Annotated in this window: 17 protein-coding genes; 12 read left to right on the top strand and 5 right to left on the bottom strand. The window is 70.8% G+C overall.

The genetic code is table 11. The features are described from left to right. Positions 1-25: 25 nt before the first annotated feature. Complete coding sequence (locus tag ABH926_RS42035) at positions 26-619, bottom strand: TetR/AcrR family transcriptional regulator (protein ID WP_370372033.1); 594 nt, start codon at positions 617-619, stop codon at positions 26-28. 92 nt (positions 620-711) lie between these two features. Between ABH926_RS42035 and ABH926_RS42030 the strand changes: the two genes are divergently transcribed. Then, positions 712-1,188: a DUF2867 domain-containing protein gene (locus ABH926_RS42030; protein WP_370372031.1), complete on the top strand. Its 477-nt coding sequence runs from the start codon at positions 712-714 to the stop codon at positions 1,186-1,188. 115 nt (positions 1,189-1,303) lie between these two features. On the opposite strand, the gene ABH926_RS42025 is transcribed toward ABH926_RS42030, so the two are convergent. Beyond that, positions 1,304-1,669: a DUF2795 domain-containing protein gene (locus ABH926_RS42025; protein WP_370372029.1), complete on the bottom strand. Its 366-nt coding sequence runs from the start codon at positions 1,667-1,669 to the stop codon at positions 1,304-1,306. 227 nt (positions 1,670-1,896) lie between these two features. Between ABH926_RS42025 and ABH926_RS42020 the strand changes: the two genes are divergently transcribed. Both ABH926_RS42020 and ABH926_RS42015 read left to right on the top strand, forming a co-directional pair. Further along, positions 1,897-3,369: a glycogen synthase gene (locus ABH926_RS42020; RefSeq protein ID WP_370372207.1), complete on the top strand. Its 1,473-nt coding sequence runs from the start codon at positions 1,897-1,899 to the stop codon at positions 3,367-3,369. An 18-nt stretch (positions 3,370-3,387) separates the two neighbouring features. Next, complete coding sequence (locus tag ABH926_RS42015) at positions 3,388-4,785, top strand: glycosyl hydrolase family 57 (RefSeq protein ID WP_370372028.1); 1,398 nt, start codon at positions 3,388-3,390, stop codon at positions 4,783-4,785. Positions 4,786-4,872: 87 nt separating this feature from the next. On the opposite strand, the gene ABH926_RS42010 is transcribed toward ABH926_RS42015, so the two are convergent. After that, on the bottom strand, positions 4,873-6,027 hold the full coding sequence (locus ABH926_RS42010; RefSeq protein ID WP_370372027.1) for a Vms1/Ankzf1 family peptidyl-tRNA hydrolase: 1,155 nt from the start codon (positions 6,025-6,027) through the stop codon (positions 4,873-4,875). 167 nt (positions 6,028-6,194) lie between these two features. On the opposite strand from ABH926_RS42010, the gene ABH926_RS42005 reads away from it, so the two are divergent. From ABH926_RS42005 to ABH926_RS41975, 7 genes are all read left to right on the top strand, one after another. Beyond that, the gene (locus tag ABH926_RS42005; RefSeq protein ID WP_370372025.1) at positions 6,195-7,616 is read left to right on the top strand and encodes an ATP-binding protein; all 1,422 of its coding nucleotides are present in this window, start codon (positions 6,195-6,197) and stop codon (positions 7,614-7,616) included. A 32-nt stretch (positions 7,617-7,648) separates the two neighbouring features. Beyond that, on the top strand, positions 7,649-8,134 hold the full coding sequence (locus ABH926_RS42000; RefSeq protein ID WP_370372024.1) for a heme-degrading domain-containing protein: 486 nt from the start codon (positions 7,649-7,651) through the stop codon (positions 8,132-8,134). A 103-nt stretch (positions 8,135-8,237) separates the two neighbouring features. Further along, positions 8,238-9,401, top strand: a complete 1,164-nt coding sequence (locus tag ABH926_RS41995; RefSeq protein WP_370372022.1) for a hypothetical protein — start codon at positions 8,238-8,240, stop codon at positions 9,399-9,401. A gap of 238 nt (positions 9,402-9,639) precedes the next feature. Then, positions 9,640-13,614, top strand: coding sequence for a GDSL-type esterase/lipase family protein (locus ABH926_RS41990; protein ID WP_370372020.1), 3,975 nt, complete (start codon positions 9,640-9,642; stop codon positions 13,612-13,614). 42 nt (positions 13,615-13,656) lie between these two features. Further along, positions 13,657-14,079: a peptidoglycan-binding protein gene (locus tag ABH926_RS41985; protein ID WP_370372018.1), complete on the top strand. Its 423-nt coding sequence runs from the start codon at positions 13,657-13,659 to the stop codon at positions 14,077-14,079. 11 nt (positions 14,080-14,090) lie between these two features. Then, on the top strand, positions 14,091-14,597 hold the full coding sequence (locus tag ABH926_RS41980; RefSeq protein WP_370372016.1) for a peptidase inhibitor family I36 protein: 507 nt from the start codon (positions 14,091-14,093) through the stop codon (positions 14,595-14,597). Between the two features lie 38 nt (positions 14,598-14,635). Next, positions 14,636-15,589, top strand: a complete 954-nt coding sequence (locus ABH926_RS41975) for a hypothetical protein (protein WP_370372014.1) — start codon at positions 14,636-14,638, stop codon at positions 15,587-15,589. A gap of 42 nt (positions 15,590-15,631) precedes the next feature. Here the strand turns inward: ABH926_RS41975 and ABH926_RS41970 are convergent, their stop codons facing one another. After that, a complete protein-coding gene (locus ABH926_RS41970) occupies positions 15,632-16,600 on the bottom strand; it encodes a trans-aconitate 2-methyltransferase (RefSeq protein WP_370372012.1) in 969 nt (322 codons plus the stop codon). Positions 16,601-16,745: 145 nt separating this feature from the next. Between ABH926_RS41970 and coaD the strand changes: the two genes are divergently transcribed. Continuing rightward, positions 16,746-17,168: a pantetheine-phosphate adenylyltransferase gene (gene coaD / locus ABH926_RS41965; RefSeq protein WP_370372010.1), complete on the top strand. Its 423-nt coding sequence runs from the start codon at positions 16,746-16,748 to the stop codon at positions 17,166-17,168. Positions 17,169-17,399: 231 nt separating this feature from the next. Here coaD and ABH926_RS41960 read toward each other — a convergent pair whose 3' ends face one another. Next, entirely contained in the window at positions 17,400-18,380 is a 981-nt protein-coding gene (locus tag ABH926_RS41960; RefSeq protein ID WP_370372009.1) for a helix-turn-helix domain-containing protein, read from the bottom strand. A 157-nt stretch (positions 18,381-18,537) separates the two neighbouring features. Between ABH926_RS41960 and ABH926_RS41955 the strand changes: the two genes are divergently transcribed. Continuing rightward, a complete protein-coding gene (locus ABH926_RS41955; RefSeq protein WP_370372007.1) occupies positions 18,538-19,317 on the top strand; it encodes an IclR family transcriptional regulator in 780 nt (259 codons plus the stop codon). Positions 19,318-20,201 lie beyond the last annotated feature (884 nt).

Here is a 20,201-nt window from a genome sequence, read left to right as displayed (position 1 = left end):
CGGGGCTGACGGGTCCGGTGCTGACTTATCCCTGGCCGACGGATTCGTCGCTGACGGCTTCCAACGCCGCCGACAGCGTCCGCAGGCAGACCGCCCGCACCTCGTCCCGGTCGATCGCCAGGCCCTCCAGCCACTCGACGCACATCTCCCGGACGAAGACCAGCCACGCGCGCAACGCCGCGGACGCCACATCGCGCGCGTGGCCGCTGAAGCCGGCCGCGTCGAGCATCCGGGTGCGCAGCACGGTGAGCTCGTCGTCGATGATCGCCTGGACCAGCGGATCGCCGGCCAGCGTCCGGTTCGCGGTCAGTACGGTCAGCCGGTGGGCGGCGAAGTAGTCGATGTGCGCGTCGAGGCCGGCCGAGACGGCATCGGCCATCGGCAGATCCGGGTCGAGCCGGGCGGCGTCCAGGAGCCGGTCGGCCGCGCGTCGGTAGATCGCGGCGAACAGCTCGCGTTTGCCGGGGAAGTACTTGTACAGCAGCGCCCGTGACACGCCGGCCCGCGCCGCGACCTCGTCCATGAGTACATCGTCGTAGTGCTGGCTGGCGAAGAACTCCGCGCCGGCGTCCAGCAGTTCCTCACGCCGTTCCTCGGGCTTGAGCCGCCGCCTGGTCATGGACGGCATGGTAGTTGACGGGTGTCGAATAGCGCGTCTATCGTCGAGAGCGAACCGCTAGTGGACACATGTCAACTATCAGGGAGGGCGTGATGGTGGGCGTGATGGTGAAGGCCCGGCGCATCGAGGTCCCCGTTCCGGGCGCGGCCGGTGACCTGCCGGCCCACGACTACGCCTCAGCCTTCGAACTCCCCATCGCGCAGGCCCCATCCCGATCGCCGCAGGAATGGGCGCGGTCAGCGTTCGAAGACGCGCCGTTCCCCGTCCGGGTGCTGGTCCGTGCCGGCTGGCGCTTCCCGCTCCTGTTCGACGCCGCGAAACCGGGTCCTGGCCAGGTGCTCGGCGCCCGCATCGCCTCGACCGGCCCGGCGCGGCTCGTCCTGGAACAGCGCTCGCCGCTGATGCTGGCGTACAACATCGTCTCGGTCGAACAGACGCGGATCGTCTGGGTTACAGTCGTGCGTTACCGCCGCCGGATCGCGCGCCCGCTGTGGGCGGTGTCCGCGCTGATCCACCATCGCGTGCTGCCTTATCTCCTCACCAGAGCGGCGCGCACCCCGCAGCGGTGAGCCCGCCGACCGCCGACCGCCGACCGCCGAAGCCGGACTGTCGGCCGGTCCGGAACGGACCGCCGACAGCCCGGCGTACTACCACCGGTTCAGTGGATCCAGTGGATCAGCGGTTTTAGTGAGTCCGCTCGTCGAACTGGTCCGAGTGCATCCCGGTGTCCACGCGGGTCTCGCCCATGGCGCGCCGGTTGTGCTCGGCTGTGGCCACCGGGCCGGGGCCCTGCGCCGCCGACATCGACATCTCGGCCTGGCGGGTGGCGTCCATCAGGTCCGCGACGCTGTGGTAGTCACGGTGCGGAATCCGTTTCAACCGCGCGAAGTCCGACTTGGCGAAGGTCCGCTGCCGGCTGGCGTGCTCCAGCACGTCCGCCCGGCTGGCCGGCCACGGGTGGTCGGAGAAGGCCAGCTCGATGCTGCGGCCGAATTCCTCGCTCGGGGCCTGCGGCTGCGCCGCGGCGTATTGCTTCTTCGACTTGGTCATGGATGTCTCCCTGACTCGGGCCGATGGCTTGGCTGCCACCGGCAACCAGAGAGCCACGCTATGCGGCGATCCGACACGATGCGCCCCCACTGCTTCCATGTGGGGGTCCGCCGGTCGGCGTCGCAGCCGCCCCCCCCGCTCACCCCATTGGTCGGCTCCACCTGCGCGATGCGTGCGGACCGCTTAGAAATTGAGCGGGTCCTGGAAACGTAATGCGGAGGTCGACGTTGTTCATCGTGATGGTCGCACCGGAGTGCGCCCCCGTGGCCAAGGCCGGCGGGCTGGGCGACGTGGTGTTCGGCCTGAGCCATGAACTGGAGATCCGCGGCCACGCCGTGGAGATCGTCCTGCCGAAGTACGCCGGGATGCGCTACGAAGACGTCTGGGATCTGCAGCCGAGCCACCACGACCTGTGGGTGCCCTGGTACGACGGGACGGTGCACTGCACCGTATGGTTCGGCTACGTCCACGGCCGCAAGTGCTTCTTCATCGAGCCGCATTCGCAGGACAACTTCTTCGGCCGCGAACGCATGTACGGATATGACGACGACGCCCTGCGCTACGCCTTCTTCTGCAAGGCGGCCCTGGAGTACCTGGCGGCCTCGGGCAAGCGCCCCGAGGTGGTGCACTGCCACGACTGGCACACCGGCCTGCTCCCGGTCCTGCTCTACGAACAGTACGCACAGGTCCTCGGCGACCAGCGGGTCTGCTACACGATCCACAACTTCTGCCACCAGGGACTGACCTCGCCGGAAGTGCTCTGGGCCACCCGCCTGGGCCGCGTCGACCACTTCCTGGCCCAGGACCGGCTCGGCGACGACACCCACCACGGCGCCGTGAACCCGATGAAGGGCGGCGTGGTGTACGCGAACTTCGTCACCACCGTCTCGGACACCCACGCCGCCGAGGCCCGCTACGGCGACAGCGCCTGCGGCCTGGGCCACACCCTGCACCGGTACCAGGACAAGTTCGGCGGGGTCCTCAACGGCGTCGACTACGACGTGTGGAACCCCGAGACCGACCCCTACATCCCGGCGCCGTATTCGGCCTCGACCATCGAGCGCAAGTACTTGAACAAGGAGGCGCTGCGCGAACGCTTCATGCTGCGCAAGTCCTGGAGCCCGCTGGTCGCCTACGTCGGCCGGGTGGACGAGCAGAAGGGCATGCACCTGGTTCACCACGCGCTGTTCCGGACCCTGGCCGCCGGCGGCCAGTTCGTGCTCATGGGCCAGGAGCAGAAGCACAACGGCATCAACGGCCACTTCCAGCACCTGAAGGACCACCTGAACAACAATCCGGACTCCCATCTGGAGCTGTCCTACCAGGAGGAACTGGCGCACCTGGTTCTAGCCGGGGCCGACCTGCTGGTGGTGCCCAGCCTGTTCGAGCCCTGCGGACTGATACCGCTGATGGCGATGCGCTACGGGACCGTGCCGGTGGTCCGTGCCACCGGCGGGATGCGCGACACCGTCTTCGACCGGGACCACGGGGAGCACGCCGACGACCGGCGCAACGGATACGTGTTCCAGCACACCGACAACCAGGCGATCGACAGTGCGCTGCAGCGGGCGTTCGGGCTTTGGACCGACTACCCGGAGGACTTCCGCTCCCTGATGCTCAACGGCATGCGCGCCGACCATTCCTGGCACCGTCCCGCCGACCACTACCTCGACATCTACGAGCACATCCGGCACAAGTAGGCCGACGGAGGCCCGCGCATGAACGAAGTCCCGAGTTACGTCGGACCCCGCGAGCCCGACGCCATCCCCGAGTACGTCGACGGACTCCCGAACCTGAGCGGCAGCGAGGACCTGATCCGCCGAATCCGCGCCGAGGCCCGGCCCCGACTGGGGTTCGCCGACCCGCCGGACCTCGAGCACATCGACGCCGCGTTCGCCGTCGCCCTGCACATGCACCAACCGCTGCGCCCCGCCGACGGCCCGCTCACCGAGGCCCCCCTCATCGGCAACCTGGCCTGGATGACCGACCATCAGGACATCGGCGACAACCACAACGCCCCGACCTTCGCCTGGTGCTACCGCCGGATGGCGGAGTTCGTCCGGCAGTTGCTCGACGAGGGTCGCCGGCCGCGGGTGATGCTCGATTACTCCGGCACCCTGCTGCACGGACTGCGCCAGATGCACCTGGACGACGTGCTCGACGACCTCCGCTACCTGGCCACCGACCCGCAGGCCCGCGAGGCCGTCGAATGGCTCGGCACCACCTGGGGCCACGCGGTGGCCCCGTCCACCCCGGTCCAGGACTTCCGGCTGCACGTCCAGGCCTGGCAGCACCACTTCGCAGGCCTGTTCGGACTCGAGGCGCTGTCCCGGGTCCGTGGGTTCTCCCCGCCCGAGATGGCCCTCCCGAACCACCCCGACGTCGCCTACGAATTCGTGCGAACCCTTCTGGACTGCGGCTACGAATGGGTGCTCGTCCAGGAACACACCGTCGAGGAGCTCGACGGGAGCGAACTGTCGGATCCCTACATCCCGCGCCGGCTTGTGTGCACCAACTCCCGGGGCCAGAGCGCCTCCATCACCGCGATCGTCAAGACGCAGGGCAGCGACACCAAACTCGTCGGCCAGATGCAGCCCTACTACGAGGCGAAGTCCCTGTCCCGCCGCACACTGGCAGGCCAGACCGTACCGCCGCTGGTCACCCAGATCGCCGATGGCGAGAACGGCGGCGTGATGATGAACGAGTTCCCGGACAAGTACCTGGAAGTGATGCGCGAGAGCTCGGGAACCACCGTGCGGCCCGTCAACGTGACCGAGTATCTACAGGCCCTGCACGCCCTCGGGATCGCCCCCGACGCGCTGCCGGCGATACGGCCCCTGCAACGCGAAGCCAGCATGGACGGCGGTAGCTGGACCGCCGACGTCTCCTGGGTCCGCGGCTACGACAACGTCCTGATCCCCATGGAGCGCGCCAGCGCCGAGTTCCACGCGCGGATGCTCGCCCAGGATGTGCCCACGGACGACCCCCGCTACCGGCGCGCGCTGTTCCACCTGCTGGCCAGCCAGACCAGCTGCTACCGGTACTGGGGCCAGGGGGAGTGGACCGACTACGGCGCCGAGCTGGCACGCCGGGCCCTGGAGGCCGCCGCCGTGTGAGCAACGGGCCGCAGCCGCCGTGTGAGCAACGGGCCCTGACTGTCAGGACACCGACTGTCAAGACGCCGACTGTCAAGACACTGACTGTCAGGACACCGCGAACCGGCACAGCGCGCCGACCCCGTGCGGCGGCGCCTCGGGCAGCCCCGGAGGCAGGATGCGGATGTCGGCGTCGGTGAGGACCGCCGCGCGGGCCAACACCTCGTCCAGGCGTGCATGGCTGGGCTTCCCGCCCGGGACGAGGACGCCGGTGCGGTGTTCGGAGATGTCGGTGGGCCGCGGGCCGAACCACGCGGTGCCCGGATCAGCCCCCGCTCCGGCCTCGGCCATGGATCCCTGCCCGAGCCCGGCCTGCGCCAGCAGCAGCACCTCGACCTGCGCCCGGGCCAGCGCGTGGATCGTCGCGGCCGGGCCCTGCACGCCCAGGCCGCCGGGGCCGGAGCGGTCCTGGACGCGGCTGAGCGTGCGCAGGGCCTCTTCGTCCACGTACTCCTGCACCACCGCCTCGACCTCGTCCCCGCGACGGTGCCGGGACCCGTCGCGACTTCGGCCGCCGGGGATGGTCTTGATCGTGACCTCGGAGCGCAACCGCGCCGGCAACCGGTCCAGGAAGTACTGTTCGGCCCGGACATCGCCGCCGACGATCAGCAGGTCGGCCTCCGCGGCGGCCAGCGCGTCGGCGACGACCTCGGCGGCCCGTCCCGCGTTGTGCTGCCAGGAGCTCTCGGCACGGTTCTGGTACCGCGACCGCGACGCCCCGCCCGGGGCGTCGCGCCCGATCACGTTGTCGGGCCCGGCGACCTCGGCCCGCAGCGCCCTCGCGCCCCCGGCCGGCTGCACCACGAGCTCGGCCCCTGCCCGGTCGAGCATGACGGTCGCGAACGCCGGATGCAGCTGCCGCCAGGCCAGCATCGGCAGCACCCGCGGCACCGCCGCGCAGTACGCCTGGTCGCCGACCTCGGCCCCGGGCAGCGGGAACATGCGGGTCTGTCCGTCGGTGCCGACGAAGGCCGCAGCCGGCGGCCGGCCGGGCTCCAGCGTCCCGAGCACGCTGGCCAGCGCCTCCAGGGCGTCGGACGACGCGCCGGCCGAGCGCAGGTCCGCCACCAGCGACCGCAGCCGCAGATCCGTGTCGTCGACGCCGGGCCTGGAGGACGGCGGGTTCAGATAGGCCGTCAGAACCGGGGCCGGGAGGTGGTAGAGGTCGTGGACGAGGGGATTGTCGGTGATCGTGTCGGGCATGAGGAGCCCTTTAGCCGACTCGCGCGAAGTCAAACCCCGTACTCCTCACCCTCCTTTCGGCCCGATCTCAGCCCTCTCTCAGCGCGGAGCCCCAAGATCTGCGCATGCACAGGCATGGCGGTTGGCTCGCTCGGCGCTCGTTCAGATCCCGGATCACCCTTCTGGTCGTGGCGGCGGTGGGGCTGTCGGTGGCCCTCGGGGCGCTGGTCAGCTATCTGGCGATCAGCAAGACGATCATGAACCGGATGGATCGCCAGCTGGAGCAGCGCGCGACCGTCTTCACCGCCGGGCCGCTGGAGATGTTCACGCCGGCCTATCTGGACCAGGCCAGGACCCTGCTGGCCAGTTCCGGCTACCAGGAGACCCTGGTCTACGCCGACGGGACCGCGCACCGTCCGCAGAACCTCGAGCTCCAGCGCATGGGACCGCAGGACCAACCGGGGCAGATCCTGGCCACCTACCAGGTGTGGGCCCCCTTCGGCGCCCCCGAGATCGCCGTGGCCGCCCAGCAGAGCGGCGCCTCGCTGCGGACCCTGGACTACAACGGTGTGGACTACCGCGTCTACGCCATCCCCAACATCTACGACGACGGCTCCCAGGACGGCACCGGGCCCTCGGCGCTCGTCTTCTCCCTCCCGCTGGCCCAGACCGAGTCGGCCCTGAACACGATCGCCACGATCTCGATCGTGGTCGGCCTGCTCGGCATCGCCCTGGCCGCCCTCGCCGGCCTGGCGATCGGGCGCGCCGCGCTGCGGCCGATCGCCAGGCTGTCGCACGCGACCGAGTACATAGCCCGCACCGGCGACCTCGCGCACCTGCCGGTCACCGGCGACGACGAGATCGCGCAGCTGACCCGCGCCTTCAACGCCATGCTCGAGGCGCTCGCGCGCTCGCGGGAGCACCAGAAGCGCCTCGTCGCCGACGCCGGACACGAACTGCGCACCCCGCTGACCTCCATCCGCACCAACCTCGACCTGCTCGCCCAGGTCTCGGCCGGATCCGATGACAGCCGCCTGCCCGCCGAGGAACGGGTGGCCCTGATGAACGACGTGCGGGCGCAGATGGACGAGCTCTCGATGCTCATCGCGGACCTCGTCGAGCTCTCCCGCGACGAGCACCCCTCGCAGACGGTCGAGCAGGTGGACCTGCTGAACGTGGTCGAGCGTGCCGCCGAGCGCGTGCAGCGCCGCGCACCCAGACTCACCTACGACCTGCGCCTGGAGCACTGGTATCTGCGAGGCGACGCCGCCGGGCTGGAACGCCTGGTGACCAACCTGCTCGACAACGCGACGAAGTTCTCCCCGGAGGCCGGCATCGTCACCGTGACCCTGGCCGACGGCCAGATCCAGGTCGCCGACCAGGGCCCGGGCATCGCCGAGGAAGACCTCACCCACGTCTTCGAACGCTTCTACCGCTCGCCGGAGGCCCGGTCCACGCCGGGCTCGGGACTGGGCCTGGCCATCGTGCAGCACATCGCCACCAACCACGGCGGCCGGGTCGCCGCGGCCCGGGCGCCCGGCGGCGGCGCGCTGCTCAGCGTCTGGCTGCCCGGCAGCCCGGCCCGGCTGGAGGAGCCCGTCGCGGGTTGACTGTTTCTCAACAGTGTTGATTAACTCGGCCCGTGAGCGAACCCATCACGAGCGAGGAACTGCTCGCCCAAGAAGAAGAGCTGGTCTTCGGCGCCTTCACCCACGACGACGCCTGGACCCTGGGCTCGCTGCTGGTCGAGCTGGCCCGCGAGCGCGGCCTGCCGGTCGCCGTCGACATCCGCCGGGGCGACCAGCAGCTGTTCCACCACGCCCGGCCCGGGACCAGCCCGGACAACGACTCCTGGGTGGAGCGCAAGAACAACGTCGTGCGCCGCTTCGGCCACAGCTCGCTGCTGGTCGGCCAGCGCCACCGCGACCGGGGGACCACCTTCGAGGAGTCCTCCGGCCTGCCACGCGACACCTTTGCCGCGCACGGCGGCGCCTTCCCCGTCACCGTGGCCGGCGCCGGCGTCATCGGGACCGTCACCGTCTCCGGGCTGCCGCAGGTCGAGGACCACAAGCTCGTCGTGGAAGCGCTGCGAACCATGCTTTCCCGCCAAAGCCGTCCGCCGGCCTGATCACGCCGAACCGGGTCCGCCGCCGCAGCGTGTCGGATGCGCCGGGGCGCCGTCCGCGTGGGACGGCGCAGGAGGCATCTGATCGATCGGAGGATCGCCCGTGATGAGAAGGCTTGGTGCCCTAGCGGCGTCCGTCGCAGGGTTCGGCATCGCCGCGGTGCTGGCGTGGAGCCCCGCGACGGCGCAGGCGGCAGGAGCGGACACGACGTTCACCGCGATACCGCCGGTGACCACCGGCACTGTGAACCTGATGGCGGTATCGGCGAGATCCGCCTCTGACGCCTGGGCCGTCGGCGTGGACTACCTCAACGCGAACACGGTCATCGCCACGCTGGCCGAGCACTGGAACGGCAGCACGTGGCAGGTCACGCCGACGCCCAGCCCGACCGGAAACGCCGACGTCCTGAACGGCGTCGCGAACGTCTCGCCGACCGACGCCTGGGCGGTCGGCTACAGCCAGACCAGCACCGGCACCACCACGGCGCTGCTCGAGCAGTGGAACGGCACCCGCTGGACCCGGGTGCCCGGCGGAACCTCGGCCACCAGCAGCTCCGAGACCCTGAACGCGGTCGTCGCGGTGTCCGCCACCGACGTCTGGGCGGTCGGCGAGCACTTCGACTCCGCCGCCGGCGGCTTCGTGGGCCTGATCGAGCACTTCAACGGCACGGCCTGGAGCATCGTGCCCAACCCCGACTCCTACACCTCCAACGGGATCCAGCACAGCATCCCCTCCTGCAACGCCGTCGTCGCGAACTCCGCCTCCGACGTGTGGGCCGCGTCCAACTCCGGCGTGCAGACCGCCGTCATCGAGCACTGGAACGGCTCGGCCTGGAGCGTGGTCCCGACCCCGCCGCTGGCCGTGCTCAACGGCCAGGACGTCAACACCGTCGCCGTCGACTCCCTCGCGGCCACCTCGGCACACGACGTCTGGGCCGTCGGCGGCACCACCGGCTTCGGCCGGCACGCGCCGCACAACCAGCTGGTCGAGCACTGGGACGGCACCGCGTGGAGCCTGGTTCCGGCACCGGCCGGCACCACCACGCCGCAGGGCCTGTCCAGCGTCGCGGCGCTGTCGCCGACCGACGCCTGGGCCCTGGGGTTCCAGCCCGGCACCGCCGTCCCGGCGTTCCAGCACTGGGACGGGACGGCGTGGAGCTACGTCGCCGTGCCGAGCGTGAGCGGGGTGGTGACGGAGCTGTCCGCGGCGCCGGCCGCCACGCTGTTCGCCTTGGGCAACACGCAGGCGTTCCTCAGCACCGACGGGTGAAGCCCGAGCTCTGACAAGCAGATCGCGGCCCGCCACCACCTCGGTGGCGGGCCGCGATCTCGTGTGCGCGAAGTCCTCCGACGTCAGGCCGCCTTGTTAGGCCGGTATGAGCTCCGTGTTATCCCGCGCCGCCATAGTCGCGCATGCGCGCTCAGCTCTGCATACCCCCTCCTATCAAGGTACCTGGAGCATCCTGGTGAACCGCTTGAGAACCAGTCGAAGATCTCGAAGAGCCTCGATGCTCTCCGCCGCCACCGCGGTGGCGATCGCCGGGGCGACGCTGACCGTCGGCGCCGGCGCCGTGCCGAGCGCGCAGGCGGCGGCCCAGCCGGCCGCACTTGCACCTGCCTCCAGTACTACCTCCCGGGTCGCAGACCCCGACCACACCTTGCCCGGCACCTGGCGCACCTCCACCGACCGCGCGGTGACCGCGGTCGGGACCGCCGACGGCCTGAACGTCCTGGTCGCCGACTCGGCCGCGGCGTACCAGTGGCGGACCGCCGCGACCCTGTCCGAGCCCGGATTCGACTCGGCCCAGTGGATCGGCCAGGACTGCGTCACCGGATCCGGGAACTACGCCGCCGTCGTCTACGCCCCGCGCGAGCTGACCAACCACGGGGACGTCGGCGATGCCGGGGCGTTCGTCGCCATCGTCGACCTGCGCAGCGGAGCGGTGCGCAAGCTGGACCTGCACGCCTCGCTGGCCTACTACGACCCCGGCTGCGGAACCGGCGACACCTTCGTGGTCTCCGACCTGCAGACCACCTCCGCGGGCGCGACCACGCACCTGGAGCTGGTCGACGCGGCCACCGGCGCGATCGTCGAGCGGCAGGCGCAGCCCGGGCAGCTGACCTCGGCGGTCCCGCTCGGTATTAGCACCAGCACCAGCACCAGCGCCGGCACCAGCAGCGGCAGCGGCGGCACTGGCACCAGCGGCACCGGCACCGGCATCGCTGCCGTGGCCGGCGACCAGGTCGTCGCCCTGGACGCCAAGGGCGCGCGCCACACACTCAGCACCGAGGCCGGTGTGCCGCTGCGCCTGTACCCCGATGCCGGCGGCGGTCTGGCCTACGAGGTTCCGGTCTCGTCCTCCGACTACCAGATCAAGCGCTGGTCCGGCGGTTCCCCGACCGTGCTCGGGCACGGCGCGCCGAGCCGACTGCGCCTGGACGGCACCGCGGGGCACGTGTTCGTCCTGGGCCCGGACGCGGCCGCCGTCGCCACCGAGCGGGCCGGCGCGGGCTGGTCGCGGCTGGCGGACGCCGGCGTCGAGGCCGAGCCCTCGACCACCGGTCAGCTGGTCGTGACCGGCTCCGCGAGCCGCACCGCGACCCAGCCCGGCTTGTCCTCGGCGGCCGGACGTGCACCGGACGGCCAGATCGAGATCCAGTCCGTGGTGTCCGCGAACAGCCACGTGGTCTCGTTCACCGTCGCCCCGCACGCGCTTCAGCCGTCGCAGGGCAGCGCGCCCTCGCCGATCCTTTCCGCGATCGGCGGTGCGGCGAAGCCGGCAGCCACGAAGGCGGCTGTGACCAACGTGTCCGCGGCCACCAATCCCGCCACCGAGACCGTCGACCCCGACCGGGCCTGCTCCGTGGCCCGCAACGATCCCACGATCGAGACCTACCAGGCCACCGCGGCCCAGGTCGAGTGGGCCGCGGACCTGGCCGTGCAGGGCCGGCTCACCCAGTCGCGCCCGCCGAACTGGGAGGGCTCGGGCATGAAGGTGAGCTGGACCCCGCAGGGCATGTTCCCGCTCCAAAAGCTCAGCGGCGGCGGCACCGTCCCGGTCCAGGTGCTGCTCGGCGTGCTGGCTCAGGAGTCGAACACGCTGCAGGCCAGCCCGCACGCGGTCGACGCCGTCGACGGCAATTTCAACCAGGGCGGCTTCTACGGCTACTCCTTCACCGACAGCTCCGGCACCACCCAGCCCGCCGGCTCCTCGTGGACCTCGGCGGACTGCGGCTACGGCGTCGGCCAGGTCACCACCGGCATGGCCATGTCGACACCGGCCGGCACGCCGGTGGCCGACGGCGACATCGCCGGCTACACCACCGCCGAGCAGCAGCAGGCGATCGCCACCGACTACGCCTCGAACATCGCGGCCTCGCTGAACATGCTCATCGACTCCTGGAACCAGCTCAAGGCGGCCGGCATCCTGGCCAACACCGCCGACCCGCAGTACGTCGAGAACTGGTACCTGGCGGTCTGGGCCTACAACACCGGTGTGGAGCCGGACGCCAAGCACGGCGACACCACCGGCTGCACGCCGAGCCCGACGTGCACCGACGGCCAGGGGGACTGGGGCCTGGGCTGGTTCAACAACCCGGCCAACCCGCGCTACCCGTCCGACCGCGGCATCTTCAGCAACAGCGCGGCCGACACCAAGGTGCCCAACCACTGGCCGTACCAGGAACTGGTGATGGGCTGGGCCTACTCGCCGGTGCCGCGTTACGACTACGCCAAGGGGGTCTGGGGACCGGCGTACCTGGCCGCGTACAACGCACACAGCGTGGCGCCGTTGTACGCGCCGTCGATGGAGTTCTGCTCCACGGCCGGCGACAAGTGCACCCCGGACGCCGCCGCGGACGTCAACGGCAAGGCCAATACCGCAGGCCTCTGCCAGGCGCCGAACGGCTACTGCTGGTGGCACTCGGCGGCGACCTGGGCCCAGAACTGCGCGCAGCAGTGCGGCACGGCCCAGTACGAGTACGGCACCAGCAGCGCGGTGCCGACCGGCACCGACATCTACCCGCCGGATTGCAGTACCAGCGCCCTGCCGTCGAACGCGGTCATCGTCGACGACACCACCGTGGCCAGCCCGGTCGGGCAGTGCACGCAGACGTGGAAGGACCAGGGAAGCTTCGGCGTCGACTTCACCTACCTCCCGGTCCCGGGGTGCGTCTCACCGTGCGTGGACTACCCGGGGAAGATCGACTTCCACCAGGTCGGCGTGGGATTCGGCGGGCACCTGTGGTTCACCCACACCGGCGACACCACCGAGGTGACCGGGACCTGGACCCCGCCCTCCACGACCACCGGCTGGACCCGCATCAAGGTGCACGTTCCCAGCAACGGAGGTAACACCGAGGAGGCGGATTATCAGATCAACCTGGGCAACGGCCAGACCCGGCACCGCATCATCAGCCAGCACTGGAACCAGAACACCTGGGTCGACCTCGGCAGCTTCGACCTGTCCGCCGGGGCCTCGGTCTCGCTGAGCAACTCCAGCCCGACGCTGCAGGCCCAGGGCGTCAACCAGGACGGCGGCGACATCTCCTTCGACGCCGTGGCCTTCATCCCGACCGTGGCCTCCACGGTGCGCTACGTGGCGATGGGGGACTCCTACACCTCCGGGGAGAGCATCAGCCCCTACGAGGCGGACTCGGCGCAGGACGGCGACGGGTGCCACCGCTCGCCCCAGGCGTACCCCTACCAGGTCGTCATGCCCGGGCAGAGCAAGAGCATCGAGGCGACGGCGGCCGCGAACGGGGGCGATGACTTCGCCTTCATCGCCTGCAGCGGTGCCGAGACGACCGCCGTCACCCAACAGGCGGTGGGCAACCCCGACAACTGGAACGCGGACTGGAACAGCTCCTACTTCCAGTGGGGCGAGCCGTTGCAGATCGACGACAACGGCTTCCTGGACCAGGACACGACGCTGGTGACCCTGTCCATCGGCGGCAACGACGCGCGCTTCTCCGACGTGGTGGAGGGCTGCACCCTGTCCACGACGAACGACTGCGTGTCGCCCACGTACTACCTGACCCACGACGGCACCGTCGATCCGCAGCCGCTGACCACCTACGAGCCGAAGATCATCAGCGCCCTGCAGAGCCATCTGCAGGAGGTGTACACGGCCGTCCACCAGGCGGCCCCCAAGGCGCGGATCGTCGTGGTCGGCTACCCCCACCTGTTCCCCGCGAACTCCCGGGGCTGCCAGAACATCTCGCCGGCCGCGACGGCCTGGCTGAACCAGATGTCCGACGCCCTGGCGACCTCGGTCTCCACCGCGGTGACCGCGACCAAGCAGGCCAACGCGGGTCTGAACATCTCCTTCATGGACGTCCGCTCGACGTTCGCCTCGAACGAGGTGTGCAGTCCCACCCCCTGGATCAACGGAATCGTCGCCGGCTATCTGGCGAGCAGCTTCCATCCGATGGCGCCGGGCCACGCGGCCGAGGCCGCGCAGCTCAATGCCCTGCTCAAGTAACGCCAACGCCCTGCTCAAGTAACCCCGACGAAAGGCACGACTATGAAGAGCACAACCCGCATCGCCCGCCTGGGCACCGCCGCGGCCGCCACGCTGCTCGCCGCCGGCGCCGGCCTGGCCACCGCCGAGCAGGCCAGCGCCAACAGCTACGGCTCCATGTCCCTGCCGCAGCTCCAGCAGCTGTGCGAGTCGCACGGCCAGCGGACCTGGCCCACCCCCGGCGGCGGCACCATCGTCATCCCGACCGAGCAGGTGCAGTACGGGTCGACCGGCGACTGCGTGGCGTTCGCGCAGAAGCTGCTGGTGTACAGCGCCTACAACATCGGGGTCGACGGCCAGTTCGGGCCGCAGACGCAGTCCGCGGTGACCTCGTTCCAGAAGAGCAAGCTGTGGAACCCCGCGTGCGGCCCGGCGGACAGCGTCGTGGGGCCGCGGACCTGGATGTGCCTGGAATTCCAGAACTGAGGAGGTTCGCTATGCGCAAGAGAAGCAAGGCTCTGATGGTCGGCGCGCTCACCGCCGCCGCGACCATCGCCGGGACGACCTCGGCGTTCGCCGTCCCGACGTACTACACGAACAACAACTGCGGCATCACCTTCAACCAGTGGTACACGGCGGCCTACTACTGCAACGGCGGCCTGCAGCTCTTCTACCACTCGAACTTCGGCGGGACGAGCGCCGACCTGGTCGGGGACGTCAGCAACCTCTCGGCCGAGCCGACCTACGCATACGAGGGCTCGACGCTGATCCTGCAGTACTACACCGACTACGAGTTCTGGGACATGGCCGGCATCCCGCCGGACGGTGACAACCAGGGGATCAGGAACAACGTCGGGAGCGTCTGGAACTCCTCGACGACGCACTCCTACACGCTGTACGTGTCGCCGAACTACACCGGGCACACACAGACGTTCGGCCCCAGTACCCACGGGAACCTGAACGCCTACCTCGACAACAACGAGGCGTCCATCTCCGAGTCGTAGTAGGTCACGGCAAGACAAGCACAGGTAGAGGTGCCGCCATGAAAAGAGCTGGAATGTTCGTGACCATCGCTGTCGCGGCAGTGACGGTCGGCACGACCGCCGGCTGCTCCGCTTCAGGCGGCACCTCGACCGCCGCCGCACCGTCCATACCACCGTCCACACCACCGGCCGTCCCGGTCGCCGGCCTGACGCGCGGCCTGAGCCTGCCGCTGGAGGCCTACGAGGAGACGCTGCCGGTGTACACGGAGATCCTCAAGGCCAAGTTCTCGATCGAGAGCACCTGCATGCGCGGATACGGCTTCATCTACCAGCCGGCCACCACCACCGACACGATCAGCTACGACGCCTCGAACATGGCCCGCCGCTACGGCCTGTCCGACCCGACCCAGGCGGCGCAGTACGGCTACGCCATCCCCGCCTTCACGAACACCCCGCCGCCCGACCCCGCGATGTCCCAGCAGGAGTACCTCGTCCTCACCGGCGCCGCCAACCCCGCGACCCCGCCGACCGCCGACCCCGGCACGTACCAGGGCAGGCCGATCCCGGCGGGTGGCTGCGCCGGCGAGGCGGACCAGCAACTCACCGACCCCGCGAACGACATGCTGGTGAACAAGCTGGACCAGCAGAGCCTGGACGCCTCGGCGGCACTGCCCGCGGTGAAGACCGCCATCGGCATGTGGTCGGACTGCATGCGGCAGAGCGGTTACCAGGCCCCCGACCCGCTCAAGGCCTCGCTGATCACGCAGCAGCTCGGCGCGACCGCCGGCGACGCCGTGGACCGCAGGATCGCGGTCGCCGACGTGAGCTGCAAGAGCCGGACGAACCTGATCGGGATCTGGTTCGGTGCCGAGTCGGCGTTGCAGAAGCAGTACATCGGCGCCGATGCCGCGCAGTTGCGGCAGGAATCTGCGAAGCTCGCGGCGGTTCGGGACAAGGCGGAGGCGGTGTTGGCTGCGGGCGGGGGCGGGGGCGGGGGCGTGAGCAAGGGCTGAGATCGGGTCGGCGGTCGCCGGTGTGTGTCGCCGCCGCGCTCCTCAGTAGCCGCGCCGCGCAGCGATCAGCACGGGGCCGCCCGGCACCGTCGGGAACCCCCGCTCGTCGCCGAACCCGGCTGCTTTCAGCGCGTGCCCGACGGCGTCGGTGTCCGAGCCGTTGCCGCCGTTCAGGTCCGCGGTCCAGGCGTCGACGGCGCGGCGCAGCGGGTGGTCCGAGGCCGGGTTCGTGCCGGCGACCAGCCATCCGCCGGGGCGCAGTGCGGTCAGGATGCGCGGTATCGCCGACTTCAGTGCCGCGTCCGACAGGAACGGGACCGGCAGCCAGATGAGGTCGTAGGCGTCCTGCTCCGCCAGGGCGCCGACGTCCTGCAGCCGCAGCGTGATCCGGGCCGCGGTGGCCGGGTCCGCCCCGGCCAGCTCGGTCCGGGCCAGGTCCAGGACCCGCTGCAGGACGTCGATGCCCACGACCTCGGTCGCCGGGAACGCCTCGGCCACGGCCAGTGCCAGGGCCGCGACGCCGGTGCCGACGTCCAGTACCCGGCTCCCGGGGGCGGCCAGGCGCTCGGCCAGACCGGACAGCGCCGGGACGATCCGGGTGGCGAGTCCGCGGCCGGTGGCGGCGGAGGCGCGGCCCTGGTTCAGCAGCACGTCGTCGTCGTGACGTGCCCAGGCCGGCGCGCCGCTGGTGCTCTGGTCGGCGGACGCGGCGGACGCGGCCTGGCGCAGGGCGCTGAGACGTGCGGCGACGGCGCTGTGCGCGGTCGCGGAGTCGGCGACGTCCAGCACCGGGTCCACCACGACCGAGTCCCCGTCGCGCCGCACCAGCCCGGCGGCCTCCAACACCGCCGTCCGCCGCGGATGGTCGGCGAGCACCCGGGTCAGCGGCGCCGAGGCGGCGTCGCGCATGGTGCCGATCATCGCCGCGAGCGCCCAGGGCGCGGCCTCGAGGACGAGCGCCAGGTCAGTGCGGGATTCGGTCCGGGATTCGGTGCGGGAATCAGTGGTCATGACGGGCCTTTCGTGGATTCACCTGTGCCCTCCCACTGTCCGACAGCCGCCGCGCCGCCCACATCAGTCAGATGACGTCCCGTAGCCCGACCCCCTCCCCACCCCTCACCCGCCTCCGGCAGCGCGACCGTCTAGTCTGCCGAGCATGCGAGCCCTCTTCCCAGGATCCTTCGACCCGGTCACCGAAGGGCACCAGGACGTCATCCGCCGTGCCGCGCTCCTGTTCGACGAGGTCGTCGTCTGCGCGATGGTCAACGCGAGCAAGGCCGGCCGCCTCCTCGTCGCCGAGCGTCTGGAGCGCCTGCGCGCGGCGGCGGCCGGCTTGGGCAACGTGACGGTCGACTTCCACAGCGGCGGACTGCTGGTCGACTACTGCCGGGACGCCGGGATCGACGTCGTCGTCCGGGGTGTGCGTGACGGCCGGGACCTGGAGCACGAGGTGCCGATGGCGCACATGAACCGCGAGCTGGCCGGTGTCGAGACGCTCTTCATCGCCTCCGATCCGGAGCGGGCCCACATCTCGTCCAGCCTGGTCACCGCGGTGGTTCGAACTGGTCGAGTCGGCTGAATCGGCTAAGAGGGTGCGCGGATTGGTGGCCGGTCTGGCGAGGCGGCAGCGCCGCCGCAGCGCACGGAAAACTCGTCGGGAACGAGGCTGGGCGTGCCGGACAAGGACCCTCAGCCCGGTGTTGGCTGTGGGTTCTTGGCTTGCCGTAAGCGCAGCGCACGGCAAGGCACCGGTGCGGCCAGGCTCGGAGCTCCGGCGACTTTTCCGCCCGGCCACCAATCCGCGCTCCCTCTAAGCCCCCAACGCGCTCTTGCGCACCTGCGCCGGCGTCCGCCCGTATTCCCGGCGGAACGCCCGGTGGAAGCTGGTGACGTCGGCGAAGCCGGCCGCCACGGCCACGTCGATGACGCACAGGTGCGCGTGGACGGGGTCCTGCAGGTCGCGCCAGGCGTGGTCCAGCCGGCGCCGGCGCACTTCGCCGGCGAAGCTGTGCCGGCGTCCGGCGAACACCGCGTAGAGCAGCCGGACCGAGACGCCGAGGCGGGTGGCGACGGCGGATGCCGACAGGTCCGCGTCGGTGAGGTGTTCGTCGATGTCGGCCAGGGCTGCCGCGTGCAGGCGGTCTTGGCGCAGCGGGGTGGATCGCGGGTGTGGTTCGGCGCGCTGGTCCAGGGCTATGGCCAGGATGCCGCAGGCGTGGGCGGCCAGCCGGGCCGCGGTGTCCTCGGAGAGGCCGTCGTGGGTGAGGCTGAGCAGGGCGTGGCGGACGGCGGCTCCGGGGCCGGCGGCGGTGCCCACGCGGGTGGCGGTGGTGACGGCGGCGGTCGCGGCAGCGGAGGCAGTGGCGGCGTCGGCGGCCGATCCGAGCGTCAGCAGCGGTTTCGGCGCGAACAGCGAGAGCTGCTGGAAGTCGTCCTGGAAGCCGAAGGCGAAGGGCCGGGTGGTGTCCACGATCGCGATGTCGCCGGGACGCAGGACCGTCGAGCGGCCGTCCTGGGTCATCAGGCTGCTGCCGCGCACTTGCAGGTTTACGTAATAACCCTGATACGCCGAGCGGTCGATGTCGCGGTCCGTGCGCCGCACGCGCTGCCGCTGCGAGGTGATGCGGGCGATGCTCAGCTCGGCCAGCTGGCGCTGGGCCACCGTCCCGGCGAACCCGTCGCGCAGGTCCGATTCCGGTGTCAGGGCGAGGAAGGCCTCGCAGATCAGCTCGCGCCAGCGCGCGAACTGCGCGGATCTGGGCACGTCCATCGTCGACCAGCGCTGTGGCATGCGCTTTTCCTGCCTTTTCCCCCGGCCGCCGCCCTTCGGCGGCCCCCCATCCGTGGAAACGGACCGTTCCTGTGAACGGTTCACCCGTGCAGTACGGGCCATACCGGTGTGCAGCCCCGGCAACATCCGATCGACCAGTATCGCAGACCTTTGATAGATGTCCTCTACGATTACCGATCCCGTGTCCGCGCCCCAGGGCGGCGGACGCGGAGTGCTGGAGAGCGCGTTCGCCTTGCTCGGCGCGCTGGAGCAGGCCGGCGCGGCGGGTGTGACCCGGCTGGCCGCGGACTGCGGGCTGCCGAAGACGACGGCGCACCGGCTGCTCGAGCAGCTGAGCAGCCTCGGTGCGGTGGAACGCAGCCGGGGCGGCTACCGGATCGGGGCGCGGGTGTTCCAGCTGGGGCACTCCTGGCAGCCCTACCGGGCCCTGCGGGCGGCGGTGCGGGAGCCGATGCGGCGGCTGGCGGCGGCGACCGGGGTGACGGTGACGGTCAACGTTCTGCGTGAGGGTGCGGACATGATCGTCGACTGTGTCCCGGGGCGCGATGGGCTGGCGGTCCCGTTGGACAGCGGGGGTATGTGGCCGTGGATGACGGCTTCGGGGAAGGCGTTGGTGGCCGGACACGCCGAGCGAGCCCGCGTCGGCGGCGATTTCGTCGGCCGCGCCACGGATGCGCCGGCGCCGGACCTGGTTCCGGCCTCCTGGCGCCGGGAAGCCGCCGCGATCCGGGCCCGCGGCGTCGCCTTCGACCGCGAGGAAGTCGTGTCAGGGATCTGCTGCGCCGCGGTGCCGCTGCACGGAGCCCCCGGAACGCCGATGGCGGCCCTGTGCGTGATCACCGACCCGGCGCACAACCTCGACCGTCTGGCCCAGACCCTGCGCGACGCCGGCCGGGCCGCCGGCGCGGCTCTGCGGGCCGGCCGGCCCGGGATGTGAGGCGCTCTTGGCTTATCTGTGGGTGGTGCGGTTCGGTGGTGGGTCGGTGCCGGTTCGGTGGTGTCGCTCGTGTCGAGCGTGTCGCTGGTGTCGTGTTGGCGGGTCGCGGTGGGGGGTGTGGTGCTGTCTACTGCGACAGTCAAGAGCGCCTCCGGCGGCGCCTGCGCGGCGAGCGGCCTCGCTCGGGGGATGGGGGGTTGCGCTGCCCGGCGGCGGTCGTTGCTTGTGGTCGCGTTTGTCCCGGGTTCCCCGTCGCGTCGTCGCCTGACGGAAGCAGACCGGTCCGGTGGTGTAAAGCCGGATCGCTGCTGCTGTGGTCGAGTATCAGCGGCTTGACACCACCGGCCCGGCCTGCTTGGCTACGCCCGCCGACGCGACGGGGAACCCGGGACAACCCCGCCTGTGGGAAGGGTTCCCGCACCTGGCGCCCACAAGCTCACCGCCGCGTGTGCGTACGGAGTGGACCCCGTCCACACCACAGGCCGGGGTTGTCCCGGATTCCCCGTCGCTTCGGCGGTGCTTGCACAACCATCCCGGACTGGGCGGTGTCCAGCCGCACGGCAGACGACCACAGCAGCGTGTGATCCGGCTTGACACCGCCCAGGCCGGGATGGTTCCCTCCGGGCGACGAAGCGACGGGGAATCCGGGACAGAGGCGACCACAAGCAATGACCGCCACCCGACAGCGCGACCCCCCATCCCCGGAGCGAGGCCGCTCGCCGCGCAGGCGCCGCCGGAGGCGCTTTTAGCCCTTGACCTTGCTCTTGACTGTGGCCTGTGGCAGTAGACCCGACCACCTGCCCACACCCTCGCCGCCCTGACACGACACGCGGGACCCCTGACCCGCGCCACCAACGGATCCCGCAAACCATGCGCGAAGCCGT

This window comes from Catenulispora sp. GP43, from assembly GCF_041260665.1.
Lineage (GTDB): Bacteria > Actinomycetota > Actinomycetes > Streptomycetales > Catenulisporaceae > Catenulispora.
This window is presented reverse-complemented; position numbering and strand designations above follow the sequence as displayed.